Genomic DNA, 16,349 nt, shown 5'->3' with positions numbered 1-16,349 from the left:
GATCGAGGTGGTGACGGCGGAGCAGATTCGGGGAAGCAAGGACGGGACTACGGGAGCATCTTGCGCGGTTCGGTGAGGACGAAGTCGGCCATCACCGGACGGTGGTCGGAGGCCTTACGGGTGCCGACCCAGCATCGCTGAGCCTTCAACCCCGTAGTGGTCATGATGTGGTCGATGCGCATCCACGAGGTGCGGACGGACGGCACCCTGTACTGCAAAACGTTGTGACCGTAGGTGTAGCCGTAGCCCCTGCCGCTTTGCGTGAAGGCGTCGGCAAACCCGGCGCTTCTTATGATCTCACAGACGAGCGACTGGTCCGGAGCGTTGAAGTCGCCGGCGACGATGCAATCGCCGCGCTCCTGCCCCAGGAACTCGGCAACACGTTCCGCCTGCAGAATTCTCGTCTGAACGTTTCCTTCGAAAAGATCGATGGCCGGGGGTATGTACCAGGCGCCTGACTTCACCTTGCGGAAGGCGTTCAGGCTCCATCTCGGTGTCTTGAAGTGGACGTTGTAGACGGAGATATTCCGGGAACCGACCCTCAAACTGCAGCGCAGGAAGGATTCTCCCCTCTCTTCCTGATAGGGGAGCTCATGCAACTGGACGTCGGTAATGGGGTACCGGCTCGCGACGACGTACTGCCCGCGGTTCACCACCTGCCACCCCGCCAGGTAATCGGTAAGAGGCCCTTTCCCGACGTTTTGCGCGTCCTGGAAGAGCAGCAGGTCCGGGCGGCTGCGCCGCAGTTCCTCAATGAGCGGCGCCAGGTCGCCATTGCCGTACTTGATGTTCCAGGTCATCACCCGCAGGGCCGGCCCGGAAGCCGCCGCGCTGCGCGGCTGCCATGACCAGTGCCACCCCATGACAGGCCCCAGCACCCAGAGGATTCCGGCGAGCGGCAACAAGCCCCACGGCCGCGCATAACGAAAGGTCACCGGGACGAGCAGAAGGCCGGGAAAGGCCCATATCAACTGAGGGAGATAGAAGTTCAGCGCCGCCATCCAAAAGCGGTCCGGGCCGAGCCAGTTGAGAAAGGTGAGGGCGGCAATAAGGGCGATGTAGGCGACGTTGACGGCCAGGAGGAGGTTCAGCTTCATCGGGTTTCTCCCAACGCAGCACCGGAGCAATCCCCCTTCGCATCGTCACCGTTTCCATCCTGCCTCCCCTCCGGGGGAGCGCCGTCTTCGGCCTCAGTGCAGGTCTTACCTAAGCTTTCATTCCAGAAGGTGGCCATCTCATGGGGAAGCAGGTGCCAGTACTGCCCCTCGTATTCCGTTTTGATGTGCATCAGCAGCTCGCGGTAAAAATCGCTCGGATACTCTTCGAACCCGGGATTTTCGTCGAAGTTCATGTAATCGGGGTGGGTAATCAGCAGCGCCATGCCTCCGTGCTCGGCGATCCAGCGGAGCTTCTCCTTCCAGATCCGTATGTTCTTTTCGCGGAACAGGATGAACATGGTGAAATCCTGCGGCAGGGTATAGGGGAGCACTACGTATTCCCGTCCGGGGACCTTGGTCTGGTGCACCGGAAAGATCGTTCTCAGGCCGTCGGACTGCGGTTCGAAAGGATCAGTGTCAAAGGCGGACGCCTCGTAGAGGATATCGAGTCCATGGAGCCAGTCGAAGTTGTGGTAGACGCAGGGGGAACGGAACCCCACGGCGCCCCACTCCTTCAGATAGCCGTTGATCTTCAGGGCCTGCTCAGCAAAGACCTCCGGCGATTCGTACAACTTGCGGTTGTGCTCCAGCCCGTGCACGCCGACCTCGAACCCTTCGTCAACCAGCTTGTGGCGCAGGGCAGCGGGAAGGTCGTAGTCGTGGGCGACGAAGTTGAAAGAGGACCGAAAGCCCAGTTCCCGTTCGAGCGCCATGAGATCTTCGCACCGGGTCAGGCCGCGAGCCGTGTCGACATCATGGGTCAGCACGACGGAGAAGCGCCGCCCCTCGGGCCACCCACCGAACCCCGGCGGGGTGGCGCCGGCCTTGGGATCTATCGGCCATATCGAACGGAAGAAGTAGCGCTTTGACTTGGCAACAATCCTGCGCAGGACGATCTGCAGCCGGCGCGACATCAACGGCTTGACTCGGTAGTAGGCGCGCGCAATGGTCTCTTCGCTGATCAGCTTCATGCACCGCTCCTTTGTTTGTCACCCGAGCAGACGGCAAAGCCATGAAATGAATCTAATTAGACAAACAGTGACAAAATATATACGAAGCCACACACAATGCAAGCGGATGCAGTGCTGACGGAAAGCCGCGAGGCCTAGCTTTTGGTCGAGACAGCCGCGGGAGGATGTGATATCTTTGCGCATTCCGCCAGTCCCCGACCGCCCCATGAGAGATGCGTGACCGGGATGCTCCCCGCAGGCCCGCGATACGAGAAACACCATGCCCCTGAACATCTACACCAGCAATCAAATGGAGCGCCTGGTGGACCGCCTGGAAAAGACGGTCCGCGCGCCGCGTCGCGCCCACAGCTCCCCTTTCGAGAAGGAGCTGATCGTGGTGCAGAGCAAGGGGATGCAGCGCTGGCTTTCCATGGAGCTCGCTACGCGGATCGGGGTGTGGGCAAACGGCGAATTCCTCTTCCCCAACAAGTTCGTGGAGCAGCTCTTCGCGAAGGTGCTCCCGGGGTGCCCGGAGGAGGCTTTCTCCCCGGAAGTGATGACGTGGCGGGTGCTTGGACTTTTGCAGCAATCGGCGGCAAAGCCGGGATTCGAGGAGATCGCGGGGTACCTTGCCGACGACCGGGACGGGCTTAAGCGCATGCAGCTCGCCCGGCGCATCGCCGACACCTTCGACCGCTACACCATCTACCGCCCCGAGTTCCTGCCGGCATGGGAAAAGGGGAAGGAAGAACACTGGCAGGCGCAGCTTTGGCGCGCGCTCACCGACGGCGTGGAGCAGAAGCACCGCGCCCGCCTGCTGGAAGAATTCAGAAAGGCGCTCGATGCCGGAAGCGTCCCGGAAGAGCGCCGCATCTCGGTGATCGGCATACCGTCGCTCCCACCCTTCCACCTCGAGATCCTGGCCCGCGTCGCCCGTCACACCGAGGTGAACCTGTTCCTTTTGAACCCCTGCCGGCAGTACTGGGGGGAGATCGTATCGGAGCGGGAACTGGCCCGGCTGGAGAAAGAGGGGGACGGAGAGGAGCAGTGGTACGAAACCGGGAACCCGCTCCTCGCCTCCTGGGGGAAGCTCGGGCGTGACTTCTTCGAGGCGATCATCGACGGCTGCGGGGAACACGAGCGGGAGGACACTTTCCCTCTCCTGCCGCAGGGCTCGCTTTTGCACGAGGTGCAGGCGGACATCGTCGAGCTGCGGGGAGCCGACGCCGTGGTACGCCAGGTGGCGCCGGACGACCGCTCCATAGAGGTGCACTCCTGCCACTCACCGATGCGCGAAGTGGAAGTCCTCCACGATGCGCTGATGGCCATGTTCGACGCCGACCCGTCCCTCTCCCCGCGCGACGTGCTGGTGATGACGCCGGACATCGAGGCGTACGCCCCGTACATCTCCGCGGTGTTCGGCAACCCCGAGCCGGGGGCGGAGCGGATCCCCTACTCCATCGCGGACCGAAGCCTGAAGAACGAGGGGGAGGCGGCGCAGGCGCTTCTTGCCATCCTCGCCCTGAGTGGCGGTCGCTACGGCGTCGCTACGGTACTCGACATCCTCGAATCCCCGCCGGTGGCGCGGCGCTTCAACCTCTCGCCGGACGAGCTGGAGACGGTGCGCGACTGGCTGAGGGAGGCGAACATCAGGTGGGGGATCGACGCGGCGCAGCGTGCCGAGCAGGGAGTCCCCCCCTTCCACGAAAACTCGTGGGCCGCGGGGCTCGACCGACTGCTTTTGGGCTACGCCATGAGCGGCGACGGACGCTCCTTCTACAACGAAATCCTCCCCTTCGACAACATGGAGGGGGGTGCTGCGCTGGTGCTCGGGCGCTTCATGAACTTCTGCGACAGGCTCTTCGCCGAAACGATGGGGCTCGCCCGTTTGCGGACCCCGGCGCAGTGGGTCCCGGTACTGCGCCAGATCCTGGACGACTTCATCCTGCCGGACCGTGACGGGGAGCGCGAACTCCTCTCTCTGATCGAGATCGTGAAGAAGCTCGGCACCTGCGGCAGCGAAGCCGGTTTCGAGGAAGAGATCGGCATCGAGGTGGTGCGCTACTGGCTGGGAGAGCAGTTAGGGAGCTCCGAGCGCGGCCTGGGCTTTCTCACCGGCGGCGTCACCTTCTGCGCCATGCTCCCGATGCGCAGCATCCCCTTCCCGGCCGTTGCCCTGATCGGTATGGACGAGGGGCAGTTCCCGCGCCGCAACCCCGCCCAGGGGTTCGACCTGATGACCAGGGAACGCCGCCCCGGCGACCGCTCGCCGCGCGACGAGGACCGCTACCTGTTCCTCGAGGCGCTTCTCTCCGCACGCAAGCGGCTGCACATAAGCTACGTCGGGCAGAGCATCAAGGACAACGCCGAGCTCCCCCCCTGCGTGCTGGTGAGCGAACTCCTCGATTACCTCGGGCGGTGCTTCGTGACGGCCGACGGGAAGAAGGCTGGGCAGGTGCGGCACCACCCGCTGCAGCCCTTCAGCGCGAAGTACTTCAGCGGCGCCGACGGGTTCTTCAGCTACTCGCAGCAAAACTGCGCCGGCGCCGTTGCCAAGCTCTCCCCACCCGCTCCCGCCGAACCCTTCCTGGCAGGCACGCTGAAGCCATGGGAGGAGGAAGGGACCGTCACGGTCAAGGCGCTGACCGACTTTTTGTGCAACCCGGCAAAGGAGCTGTTGCGGCGCAGGCTCGGCATCCGCATCGAGGAAAAGGACGATCCGCTGGAAGAGACGGAACCGTTCGCGCTCGGCTCACTGGAGAAGTACCAGCTGGAGCAGGAGATCGTCGCGGCCGTGCTGCGCGGCGACGAACTGGAGGTTCCCTTTGCGGTGGCGTGTGCGCGTGGCGACCTCCCCCCCGGGGTGTGCGGGGCGGCCCTGTACCAGAAGCTCGGCGAACCGGCGGCGGAGTTCGCGGAAAAGGTGCGCGAGGCGTGCGCAGGCACTCCCCTCACCCCGCTGGACATCGATCTCAGCCTCCCCGCCGGTCGCATCGTGGGACGCATCGAGGAGCTGCGCAGCGACGCCATGGTGCGCTACCGCTACACCGACCTGAAGGCAAAGGACCGGCTCCGGCTGTGGGTCGAGCACCTGGTGCTTAACTGCGTCGAGGCCGAAGGATATCCCCTCGAGAGCACCTTCGTCGCCGCCAACGGCACCGTCCGCACCCCGGCCATCGAGGGTTGCGACGGGGAGTTGAACCGGCTTCTCGAGCTGTACCGAACCGGCATGCGCGCACCGCTCAAGTTCTTCCCCGAAACCTCCCTCGAGTACGTCAAGAAGACGCGCGACCCGAAGCAGGCAGGAAAGGCCCTTTCCGCCGCCGCGGGAGTGTGGCGCGGCAGCGACTACAAGAAGGGTGAAGGAAAGGACCCGTACTGCCGCCGGTGCTTCGGCGAGGCTGCGCCGCTGGACGACGAGTTCCGGGCCTTGGCCCTCGCGGTATGGGAGCCGGTGCTGGACCACCAGGCGATGAAGAGCGTGAAGAAGACGAAGTAACTGCGAGACGGTTGCCCATGGCAACGCCCTCACCCCGACCCTCTCCCGGTGGGAGAGGGAGGAAATTAAATGAAGAGATTCGACCTCCTACATACCCCGCTTGCCGGACGCAACCTGATCGAAGCGAGTGCCGGTACCGGCAAGACCTTCACCATCGCCGGAGTGTACCTGCGCCTGGTCATCGAGGAAGAGCTCGACGTGTCGCGCATCCTGGTGGTGACCTTCACCGAGGCAGCTACCAAAGAGCTCAAGGAACGCATCAGGAAGAAGCTGAAGGACGCGGAGGAGGGCTTCCAGACCGGGGCGAGCGACGACTTCCTGATCGCGGGGATCATGGAACGGACCCGGGACCACGCCCGGGCGAGGAGGCTTCTGGCAAGCGCCGTGCGCAGCTTCGACGAGGCCGCCATCTTCACCATCCACGGTTTCTGCCAGAGGATGCTGCAGGACAACCCCTTCGAGAGCGGGTCGCTCTGCGACACCGAACTCGTCACCGACCAGGGAAAGATCTTAAGCGAGATCGCCCAGGACTACTGGCGCATCAACTGTTACGGTGCCCCTGTGGCGCGTATCGCCGCGGCCGACCAGGCGAAGGTGACCCCGGAGTCGCTGCTGAAACTCGTGAAGCGGGTGGGCGGCGACCCTTACGCCGCCGTCGTCCCCTCGGCACCGGCCGCCACCGAGGAAATACCGGACTGGCTCCTAGCACTCAAGCGCAACTTCTTCGACTACCTGCGCGCGGAACTCCCGAAGCGAAAGCGGCTGAAAAACGTCCGCTCCTTCGACGACCTTTTAGCCGACTTGCACGCCGCGCTGACGCGCACCGGCTCCACGCTTCCAAGGCTGATACGTGAGCGCTACCAGGCCGCCCTGATCGACGAGTTCCAGGACACCGACCCGGTCCAGTTCGCCATCTTCGACGCAGTCTACCCTGCGGAATGCGAACAGCCCTTTTTCCTGATCGGCGATCCCAAACAGGCCATCTACAGCTTCCGCGGCGCCGACATCTTCGCCTACATGGGAGCGGCGGAAGCGACGAAAAAGCGGCACACCCTGCTGCAGAATTTTCGCTCCGAGGCGACGCTCATCGAGGCGGTGAACGCGGTCTTTGCCTCGCGCGAGCTCCCTTTTCTGCACGAAAAAATCGGCTTCAACAAGGTCGAGGCGGCGCCCAAGGAGAAGAGCGTCCTCAAGGAGAACGGCGAGCGCAAGGCGCCGCTAAAGTTCTGGTTCGCCCCCCGCACCGAACCGGGAAAACCGATCAACAAGGGAGACGCCTGGGAACTCCTCCCGGAGACGGTGGCTTCCGAGATCACGCGCCTGCTGCGCGATTCAAACGCCGGGAAGCTCGCCGTCGACGAGCTCAAAAAGGATGGCGAAGAGGAGCGCTGGGAGCGTCGGCCGGTCCGGCCGCGTGACATAGCCGTCCTGGTGCGTGCGAACCATCAGGCGAAGCTGATGCAGCAGGCGCTCACCCGCAGGGGGATTCCGAGCGTTCTTTGTAACGCGGGGAACCTCTTCGAGTCCGACGAGGCGGCCGAGCTGCTGAGGCTTTTGAGTGCCGTGGCGCAGCCGGGACACGAGGCGCTTCTGCGCGGGGCGCTGGCGACCGACCTGGTCGGCGTCACCGGCACCGAGTTGGCAGAGCTCATCGATGACGAGGCGAAGTGGGAGGAGATCCTGGAAGAGTTCCGGGGCTACCACGACACCTGGAACGCCGGGAGCTGCATGGCGATGGCGCTGCAGTTCATGGAGCGGCGCAAGGTGCGCGAGCGGCTGCTCGCCGGGCCGATGGGCGAGCGGCGCCTGACCAACCTGCTGCACGCGGTCGAGACGATCCACCAGGCCCAGGTGAAGGAGCGCCTCGGGATGGAAGGTGTCGTCACCTGGCTCTCCGGCCGCATCACCGAGGACCCCAAGAAGGAAGAGTACGAGGTCCGCCTGGAGACTGACGAGGAAGCGGTTCAACTGGTCACCATCCACAAGAGCAAGGGGCTCGAGTACCCGATCGTCTTCCTCCCGTTCTCCTGGGCCGAACCGGGCAGCAAGGACGAGGGTGCGCTCTTTCACGACGACAAAGGCCGGGTCGTCCTCGACATCGGTTCCGCCGAGATGGAAGAGAGCCGGGCGAAGGCGGCACAGGAAGCGCTCGCCGAGAGCCTGCGCCTGCTCTACGTCGCCCTCACCCGCGGCAAGCACCGCACCTACGTCATCTGGGGCGCCTTCAAGGACGCAGGCGACAGTTCGCTGCATTACCTGCTGCATCCGGGGGAGAGCGCGGTCAAAGGGCAGGTGGCGATCTGCGACGACGACATCCTGGAGCGCCTTGCCGAGCTGGCAACCTCGTCCCCCGGAAACATCGAGGTGCTGACCATGCCGCACGCCGACCTGCAGGGATACCGGGCAAGCGAGGATAAGGCGCCCGAACTGGCATCCATGGTGTTCACCGGCGCCATCTCCCGCGACTGGCGCGTTGCGAGCTTCACCTCCCTTTCCAGCAGCCGGCACCACGCGTCCCATACCGCCGAGCTTCCCGACCACGACGAGGAGAGTTTAGGCGAGGAAAACACGGTACGCGACGTGGAGCCGACCGGTATCTTCGCCTTCCCAAAGGGGGCGAAGGCGGGCATCTTCCTGCACAAGATCTTCGAGGAGCTCGACTTCACGCAGAAGGCCGAGCGCCTGGCACCGCTGGTCGAGGACGAGTTGGACAAGCACGGGTTCTCCGCCGACTGGAAAGGGGCCGTGTGCGACATGGTGGGAAACGTCCTTGCGGCCCCGCTTGGGGAGCAGGGGATCACCCTGGCAGAGGTAAGGCCCGAGCGGCGTCTCACAGAGCTCGAGTTCTTCTTCCCCCTGGCGGCGCTTACCTCGGAGCGGCTGAAAGAAGCGGCGGAGCGTTTCATGGCCGCACAGGGATCGGAAGCGGTCTTCCCGGTGGATATGGCCGAGCTTTTCTCCCGGCTCTCCTTCGCGCCGGTCCGGGGAATGCTGCTCGGCTTCATCGACCTCATCTTCGAGCACGGCGGGCGCTACTACATCGTGGACTGGAAGTCGAACCACCTGGGCAACGCCCCTTCGGACTACGGCCCGGCCGCGCTCAGGCGTGAGATGGAGGAGAACTTCTATCCGCTGCAGTACCTCCTCTATACCGTGGCGCTCGACAACTACCTGCGGCTGCGTATCCCGGATTACGACTACGACCGCCATTTCGGCGGGATCTTCTACCTCTTCCTGCGCGGTGTCGACGGCGCGGGGCACGGCGTCTTCGCCGACCGGCCGCCGAAGGAGTTCATAACCGAGCTGGCCGCGGTGCTGTTGCCGGAGGCGGTGCATCAGCCGGAGGTGCCCCCCTCACCCCGGCCATCCCCCGACGGGCGAGGAAAGGTGGCCCGCAAGAGCGGAAAAGCTGCGGACCAGCAGTTGAGTTTGGATCTGTTTTAGGGGATAAAGAGTCCCCCTCTCCCCCCGGGAGAGGGTGCCCGAAGGGCGGGCGAGGGCGTTGCCACGTAGTGAGAACCTGCAGCCGCCAGCGCCCTCACCCTAGCCCTCTCCCGGGGGGAGAGGGAATGTGGACGTAAAAATCCTCCAGCGATTGATTTTCCTCCGTGCCCTCTGTGGGCCTCGGTGTCCTCTGTGTTGATGCTTTTTTTGATTTACTAGGTGCCCCCATGACTCCTGAAGGAGCGCAATTAAACGATATAGACCGGCAGTTCGCCGCCTTCATCTGCAGGCAGGCGGGAAGCCGCGATCCCCATCTGGAAGCGGCGGCGGCCCTGTTGAGCCGCGGCGTGACGGCCGGGGACGTCTGTTTGGACCTCTCCGGCGCGCTCGATGAAGGGCGTGCCGCCGGGTACCGGCTCGAGTCTGTCGCGACCTGGCGCGAGCGCCTCGCTGCCGCCCCGGTGGTCGGGGCTCCCGGCGAATTCAAGCCGCTCATCCTCGACCACGCCGACCGGCTCTACCTGCAGCGATACTGGCGCTACGAGAACGAACTGGCAGAGGCGATCCTCAAGCGCGGCGAGCCCGCCCACTTCGACCGCGAGCGCCTCAAGCAGGGGCTTGCCCGCCTCTTCCCCGCAACGCCGGGAGAAACGGACTGGCAAAGGATCGCCGCCCTTGCCGCCGTCACCAGGCGCTTCTGCGTCATCTCCGGCGGACCGGGCACCGGCAAGACTTCCACCGTGGTGAAGGTGCTGGCACTCCTTTTGGAACAGGCGGAAGCCATGGGCGCGGGGAGCGCCCTGCGCATCGCCCTCGCCGCCCCCACCGGGAAGGCCGCGGCTCGACTCAAGGAATCCATTGCCGCCGGCCTGGACAAGGCGGAACAGGAGGTGCGCGGCCTCATCCCGGAGGATGTTTTCACCCTGCACCGGCTCCTTGGCTACCTGAAGGGATCAAGCGGCTTCCGCCATAACAGCGAAAACCCTCTTCCCTACGACGTCGTCATCGTGGACGAAGCGTCCATGGTTTCCCTGCCGCTCATGGCCAAGCTGCTCTGCGCCCTGCGCCGTGACACCCGCCTGATCCTTCTGGGCGACCGGGACCAGCTCGCCTCCGTCGAGGCCGGTGCGGTGCTGGGCGACATGTGCGACACCGGCGCCGTGCACGGCTTCTCCCCCGATTTTGCAGCGCTCGCCGCGGAAGTTGCCGGTGATGCCGTTGCTCAGCAGCCCGGGCTTGGCCCGCTTGGGGACGCAGTCGTGCTGCTCAAGAAAAGTTACCGTTTCTCCGCGACTGGCGGCATCGGCAAGATCGGCGCGCTGGTGAACGCAGGTGACGCCGCCGCAGCCCTCGCCGCCTGCCTCGATCCGGCCCTGCCCGAGGTCTCGCTTGCGTCGCTTCCTCCCGCCGGCGGCTTGGCCGAAGCCCTCGCCAAACGCATCACCGACGGCTACGCGGAATACCTGCACGAGCTAAGCCCCGAAGAAGCCTTCGTCAAATTCAGCCGGTTCCGCATCCTGTGCGCCATGCGTAGCGGGCCGTACGGTGTCGAGGCCGTCAACCAGCTCGTCCGGCAACGCCTGGCGCAGGCCGGGCTCATCCATCCGCACGGGCGCTGGTACGCAGGACAGCCCGTCATGATCAGCAAAAACGACTACAACCTGGGGCTCTTCAACGGCGACGTGGGACTCATCCTTCCCGATGCCGAGACCGGCGGCGAGCTGCGCGCCTTCTTCCCCTCCGGCTCAGGAGGGATGCGCAAGGTGCTGCCGCTCAGGCTACCCGAGTACGAGTGCGCCTTTGCCATGACCGTGCACAAGAGCCAGGGCTCCGAGTTCGACCGCGTCCTGCTTGTCCTCCCCGACCGCGACACGCCGGTCTTGACGCGGGAACTGCTTTACACCGCGATCACCAGGGCGAAGAGCTCCGCCGAAATTATGGCCACAGAAGATCTGTTCCTCTCCACCGTCGAGCGTCGCGTTGTCCGACGGTCAGGTCTGCGCGAACGCCTTTGGGGGCCGATCATCTGACCTCCGCATGCCTTCTCAAGCCCTCCCTCGCCCTACGGGAGAACTTCATCCACTGCCAAGGAGCAACCATGAACTGCACCGTTAATGATATAAACATCGCCTACGACGAAATGGGGACCGGCCCCGCCGTCCTGCTCATCCACGGTTTTCCTCTCAACCGCCAGATGTGGCAGCCGCAGCTGAAGCCCATTGCCGACGCCGGTTACCGTGTCATCGCCCCGGACCTGCGCGGATTCGGAGCAAGCGACGCACCAGCCGGCCCCTACGGCATGGACCTTCTCGCCGACGACATGATCGCCCTCATGGATGCCTTGAAGATCGACAAGGCGGTCATTGGTGGCATGTCCATGGGGGGCTACGTCCTCATGAACCTCCTGGAGCGCTACCCGGAAAGGGTCCGTGCCGCCTGCTTCATCGCAACCCGCAGCAACGCGGACGACGAAGCGGGACGCGAGCGGAGGACGGCCATGGCCGCGGAAGCGGAACGGCTCGGCGCCAACCCGATCATCAAGATCTTCGCTGAACTGCTGTTTGCGGCGGAGACCTCGCAGGAAAGCCCGGCGCTGATCGCCCGCGTCACCGCATGGATGCGCGAAACCCGTCCCCAGGGGCTCGCCGGCGGTCTGCTCGGCATGCGCGACCGCAAGGACTACACCGCCCTCCTCCCCACGTTCAAGCACCCCGCCCTGGTGATCGCAGGCGCGGAAGACCGGGCCGCCCCGGCAGAAACCGCCGAGACGCTGATCCACGGCCTTGCCGGCTGCCAAAGCAGGGTCATCGAAAAGGCAGGGCACATGGTGAACATGGAACAGCCCGAACTCTTCAACGAGACCATGATCTCTTTCCTTAAATCGCTACCGGAGTAGCCATGGGAACCGACCTGCTGCAACTCATCCTGCTGCTTCTACTCGCCGCCACCTTCACCGTGGCGATCCTCTGCTACCTGCACCTGAAACGGCTCACCTCCTCCGAGGCGCGCTTCGATCAGCTGGAGAAGGGACTCGAGCGACTGGAGCGGACCCTTCAGGACGAGCTGCGCCGAAACCGCGAGGAGCTGGGGGGCAGCTTGCGACAGTTCGGTGAGGCGGTGCAGAAACGGATGGTGGACATCGCGTCGCTGCAAAAAGGGCAGATGGAAGGCTTTACGCAGCAGTTGGGCGCCCTCACCGCGAGCAACGAACAGCGACTGGACAAGCTGCGCGAGACGGTCGAACTTAGGCTCAAGTGGCTACAGGAGGACAACTCGAAGAAGCTCGAGCAGATGCGCGCCACGGTTGACGAGAAGCTGCACGAGACCCTGGAGAAACGGCTTGGCGAATCCTTCAAGCAGGTGAGCGGGCAGTTGGAACAGGTGCACAAGGGGTTGGGTGAGATGCAGTCGCTGGCATCCGGCGTCGGCGACCTCAAGAAAGTCCTCTCCAACATCAAGACGCGCGGCACGCTTGGCGAGGTGCAGCTGCACAACCTGCTCGAGCAGATCCTCACCCCGGACCAGTACAGCACCAACGTGGCCACCAAGCCGGGCAGCGATGCCCGCGTAGAGTTCGCCGTCCGTCTCCCCGGCAAGGACGATAAGCCGCTCTGGCTCCCCATCGATGCGAAGTTCCCGCAGGAGGATTTCCTCCGCCTGGTCGAGGCGCAGGAGCAGGGAAACCTGGCCGCGGTTAGCGAGGCAACGAGGCAGTTCGACAGGACCGTGCAGGGGATGGCTAAGCTGATTTGCGACAAGTACCTCGCTCCGCCGGAGACCACCGACTTCGCCGTCATGTTCCTCGCCAACGAGGCTAGCTACGCGCAGGTGTTGAGCCGCCCGGGGCTTTTCGACGCCATCCTGCGCGAGCACAAGGTGATCGTTGCAGGCCCCACCACCATCGCAGCCCTCCTCTCCTCGCTGAGCCTCGGGTTCAAGACGCTGGCCATCGAGAAGCGCAGCAGCGACGTCTGGCGCCTTCTGGGCGCCATCAAGACCGAGTTCATGACCTTCGGGACTCTTCTGGATAAGACCAGGAAGAAGCTGGACGAGGCATCCTCAAGCATCGACACCGCGGCCACAAGAACCAGGCGGATTCAGAGGAAAATGCAGGGGATCGAGGAACTGCCTGAACACGAAGCCAGGGGCCTTCTTGGTGCCGATTTTGCCTCCAGCGCGGACGCCGAAGTCGTTACTCCCGAAGCGGTGAGTATGGCATCACGTCCACCCCTTTGCGAAGGGGGGGCAGGGGGGATTTAGAAGAGTCCATTACACACACTGCAAAAGTAGACGGTAGATGCCTGACAGCTGCCGTGATTGCAATAGTGTTCAGCCGGCGGACACGGGGAGCAAAGAGCAAATCCCCCCCGCCCCCCCTTCGCAAAGGGGGGAGCGCGAGGGCACCTTCAGCGCTTCGTAGACACAGTCCTTCGAGACGAACCAAAGAAAAGCCCGTCGGCAGATGGTCCATGGGGCCAGTGCCGGCGGGCTTGTTTATTTTACGGGCGGTTTCGCCGTTATTTGATCTGCCCGCGGATTTCGCCGTCCGGGTACTTGTCGGTGTGGACGTTCACGTAGGTATCGCCGGAACGAAGCAGTTTTACCAGCTCGTCGAATTTACCTTTGTAGTCGCCCATCAGGTCGTTGCCACGAACCTTCCCTTCCGAGAGGACACCGCTGAATTTCCCTTTCTTGCCACCGCTGAAGAGCCCGACAATCGGAGGACCGTTTTCCCCTTTCTTGCCGACATGGATGTGTGCCGCACTGGCGTCGACCACGTCCTTGACGTGGAGCTTGTAGACGAGCTCCTTGCCGTCTTTGCTGAGTTTGAATTCGGCCTTCCCGGAAGATTTGGCGTCAGGTTTTGCCACTTCCTCCTTCGGGGTCAGTTTTGCCTTGAAGCTGTGCTCAGCGGCATACCCGGTTGAGACAGCAAAGAACGCGGCCAGAACCACCAGCATAAGCAGCCTTATCCTTTTCATTTCCTGCCTCCTCTAAAGCCTTGTTGTTACCACTACCGCCGATTATACCCTTTATTCAAAAAACACTATACATCTTATTTCCATGCCTCTGTAGAGGTCCGAGTCAGCATGGGCACGCCCCGCGGGGGATTACGTGAACTCCGCGATGGGCTGTCCCGGCTGCACCGCTTCGCCCACGGAAACGAGGATTTTCTCCACCGTACCTGACATGTGCGCGGTGATGTTCGTCTCCATCTTCATCGCCTCCAGGACGACGAGCAGGTCGTTCACCTCCAGGTGCTGACCGACCTGCGCCACGACCTTGAAAACGACGCCGGCTATCGGGCTTCGACAGATCTTGTCCGATGCCGTCGTGCCGCCTGGGGGAGCGCCTGTTACCGGGACGGGGGCGGCCATCGGCAGGGTGCCCGAAAGAGGCGTAACCGCCTGCACCGTCGTTGTGGGAAACGATTCCGCCAGCCGGACCTCTTCGCCTTCTTCGACTTCCACGTCAACCCGATACTTCTTTCCGTCAATCGTCATGGTCAGTTGCACGGTGGTCTCCTTTTACTACCCTCTCCTCAGGTTCAGGTTGTGCGACGCCTGCAGCACGACGCGGCTTGACTGACCCCAGGCGTTCACCTGCATGGTATCAACGAACCGGGCCTTGCGGATGCGGATGTTCTTGCCCAGATAGGCCGCGATGGACGCCGCCATCACCATCAGCAGTTCCGGAGTTATCTCATCATGGTCACCGGCATGTTCTTCCACGGTAAACCTCCTCAAAGCGGGATCAGGCCGTGCTTTTTCATGGGCCGGAACTCGCGCTTGGTGTGCAGGATGTCGAGCGTCATGGCGAGATGACGTCTCGTCTCCGCCGGTTCGATGATGTCGTCAACGTCGCGCCGCGCTGCCGCCGCATAGGGGGTCGCGAAGGTGCTCTGATACGACTCGATCAGCTCCCGGCGCCTCTGCTGAGGATCTTCGGCCTGCGCGATCTCGTTGCGGAATATCACGTTGACCGCCCCCTGCGGCCCCATCACCGCGATCTCCGCCGTCGGCCAGGCGAACACCCGGTCCGTCTCCAGTTCCTTCCCGCACATGGCGAGGAACGCACCGCCGTAGGCCTTGCGCATGATGACGGTGATCTTCGGGACGGTAGCCGCCGAATAGGCGAAGAGCATCTTGGCGCCGTGCCTGATTATTCCCCCCTGCTCCTGCTGCACGCCGGGGAGGAATCCCGGCACGTCCACCAGCGTGATGAGCGGGATGTTGAACGCGTTGCAGAAGCGGACGAAGCGCGCCCCTTTGTCCGAGGCGTTGATGTCGAGGGCGCCCGCCAGAACGCTCGGCTGGTTCGCCACCACACCCACGCTCCGTCCGAGGATGCGGGCGAAACCGACCACGATGTTGGCGGCGAAAAGCGGCTGTACCTCGAGGAAGTCGCCGCCATCCACAAGGCGCGTGATAACCTGGCGCACGTCATAACTCTTCTTAGGATCGGTCGGGACGATGGTGTTCAGCGTCTTGTCCGGCACCACGATGTCGTCCGCCTCGAGTTGGGGCGGGTCTTCGAGGTTGTTGGAGGGAAGGAAGGAGAGGAGCCTCTTGCAGATGCGCAGCGCCACCAGGTCGTTTTCCGCGACGAAGTGGGCGACGCCTGCGTAGTTCATCTGGGAGAGCGGGCCGCCAAGGGCTTCCGCGGTGATCTCCTCGCCGGTCGCTTCCTTGATGACCGACGGGCCGGTGATGAACATCCTCGCGCTCGCCGTCTGGATGATGAAATCGGTGAGGGCCGGGCTGTACGCGGCGCCGCCTGCGCACGGACCGCAGATGAGCGAGATCTGCGGCACCACGCCGGAGAGCATCACGTTGTGGTAGAAGATCTTGCCGTAGCCGGCCAACGAGTCGATCCCTTCCTGGATCCTCGCACCACCAGAGTCGTTCATGAACACGAAGGGGGTGCCGGTCTTAAGCGCTGCAAGCATCGCCTGGACGATCTTGTCGCTGTGCACCTCACCCGCAGAGCCGCCCGCGACCGTGAAATCCTGGCTTGCCAGGTGCACCAGCCGCCCCCCGACGCTACCCGCTCCGGTCACCACACCTTCGGCCGGGAATTCCCTCCCCGCCATTCCGAAGTTGGTGCAGCGGTGCCGGGCGAAAAGGCCGACCTCCTGAAAGCTGTCCTTGTCGACCAGGCTCTCGATGCGCTCACGGGCGGTGAGGCTTTGCCGTTCGTGCTGCTCGTCGATCTTCGCCCGTCCGCCGCCAAGCTTCAGCCTCTCTTTCCTCTCGTTCAGCTCCTTGACCTTCTCCTCTATCGACATGAGCCCTCCTC

The 16,349-nt window shown here is 63.7% G+C and carries 11 protein-coding genes; 5 read left to right on the top strand and 6 right to left on the bottom strand.

Annotation, left to right across the window (positions count from 1 at the left end; genetic code table 11):
* Positions 1-47: 47 nt before the first annotated feature.
* Together D6Z24_RS18595 and D6Z24_RS18590 are read right to left on the bottom strand one after the other, a co-directional pair.
* Positions 48-1,097, bottom strand: coding sequence for an endonuclease/exonuclease/phosphatase family protein (locus tag D6Z24_RS18595; protein ID WP_246014728.1), 1,050 nt, complete (start codon positions 1,095-1,097; stop codon positions 48-50).
* A complete protein-coding gene (locus tag D6Z24_RS18590; protein ID WP_246014727.1) occupies positions 1,094-2,128 on the bottom strand; it encodes a polysaccharide deacetylase family protein in 1,035 nt (344 codons plus the stop codon). Before D6Z24_RS18590 ends, D6Z24_RS18595 begins: the two co-directional genes overlap by 4 nt.
* Positions 2,129-2,387: 259 nt before the next feature.
* Here D6Z24_RS18590 and recC point away from each other — a divergent pair, with 259 nt between their 5' ends.
* From recC to rmuC, 5 genes are all read left to right on the top strand, one after another.
* Positions 2,388-5,606 carry an exodeoxyribonuclease V subunit gamma gene (gene recC / locus D6Z24_RS18585; protein WP_129128115.1) on the top strand — a complete coding sequence of 1,073 codons (3,219 nt, stop codon included), beginning with the start codon at positions 2,388-2,390 and terminating at the stop codon, positions 5,604-5,606.
* Positions 5,607-5,675: 69 nt separating this feature from the next.
* Positions 5,676-9,050, top strand: coding sequence for an exodeoxyribonuclease V subunit beta (recB, locus tag D6Z24_RS18580; protein ID WP_129128114.1), 3,375 nt, complete (start codon positions 5,676-5,678; stop codon positions 9,048-9,050).
* Positions 9,051-9,277: 227 nt separating this feature from the next.
* A complete protein-coding gene (gene recD / locus D6Z24_RS18575; protein WP_129128113.1) occupies positions 9,278-11,080 on the top strand; it encodes an exodeoxyribonuclease V subunit alpha in 1,803 nt (600 codons plus the stop codon).
* Positions 11,081-11,148: 68 nt separating this feature from the next.
* Positions 11,149-11,946 (top strand): alpha/beta fold hydrolase, encoded by a 798-nt coding sequence (locus tag D6Z24_RS18570; RefSeq protein WP_129128112.1) that lies wholly within the window; start codon positions 11,149-11,151, stop codon positions 11,944-11,946.
* A 2-nt stretch (positions 11,947-11,948) separates the two neighbouring features.
* Positions 11,949-13,310, top strand: a complete 1,362-nt coding sequence (gene rmuC / locus D6Z24_RS18565; RefSeq protein WP_246014726.1) for a DNA recombination protein RmuC — start codon at positions 11,949-11,951, stop codon at positions 13,308-13,310.
* Between the two features lie 257 nt (positions 13,311-13,567).
* On the opposite strand, the gene D6Z24_RS18560 is transcribed toward rmuC, so the two are convergent.
* The 4 genes from D6Z24_RS18560 to D6Z24_RS18545 all read right to left on the bottom strand — a co-directional run bounded on the left by D6Z24_RS18560 (position 13,568) and on the right by D6Z24_RS18545 (position 16,338).
* Positions 13,568-14,032, bottom strand: coding sequence for a CHRD domain-containing protein (locus D6Z24_RS18560; RefSeq protein ID WP_129128111.1), 465 nt, complete (start codon positions 14,030-14,032; stop codon positions 13,568-13,570).
* A 129-nt stretch (positions 14,033-14,161) separates the two neighbouring features.
* The gene (locus D6Z24_RS18555) at positions 14,162-14,566 is read right to left on the bottom strand and encodes a biotin/lipoyl-containing protein (RefSeq protein WP_129128110.1); all 405 of its coding nucleotides are present in this window, start codon (positions 14,564-14,566) and stop codon (positions 14,162-14,164) included.
* Positions 14,567-14,581: 15 nt separating this feature from the next.
* A complete protein-coding gene (locus D6Z24_RS18550) occupies positions 14,582-14,782 on the bottom strand; it encodes a hypothetical protein (RefSeq protein WP_129128109.1) in 201 nt (66 codons plus the stop codon).
* Positions 14,783-14,793: 11 nt separating this feature from the next.
* Entirely contained in the window at positions 14,794-16,338 is a 1,545-nt protein-coding gene (locus D6Z24_RS18545; RefSeq protein ID WP_129128108.1) for an acyl-CoA carboxylase subunit beta, read from the bottom strand.
* Between the last annotated feature and the right edge of the window lie 11 nt (positions 16,339-16,349).

The sequence above is a fragment of the Geomonas oryzae genome, from assembly GCF_004117875.1.
GTDB lineage: Bacteria > Desulfobacterota > Desulfuromonadia > Geobacterales > Geobacteraceae > Geomonas > Geomonas oryzae.
This window is presented reverse-complemented; position numbering and strand designations above follow the sequence as displayed.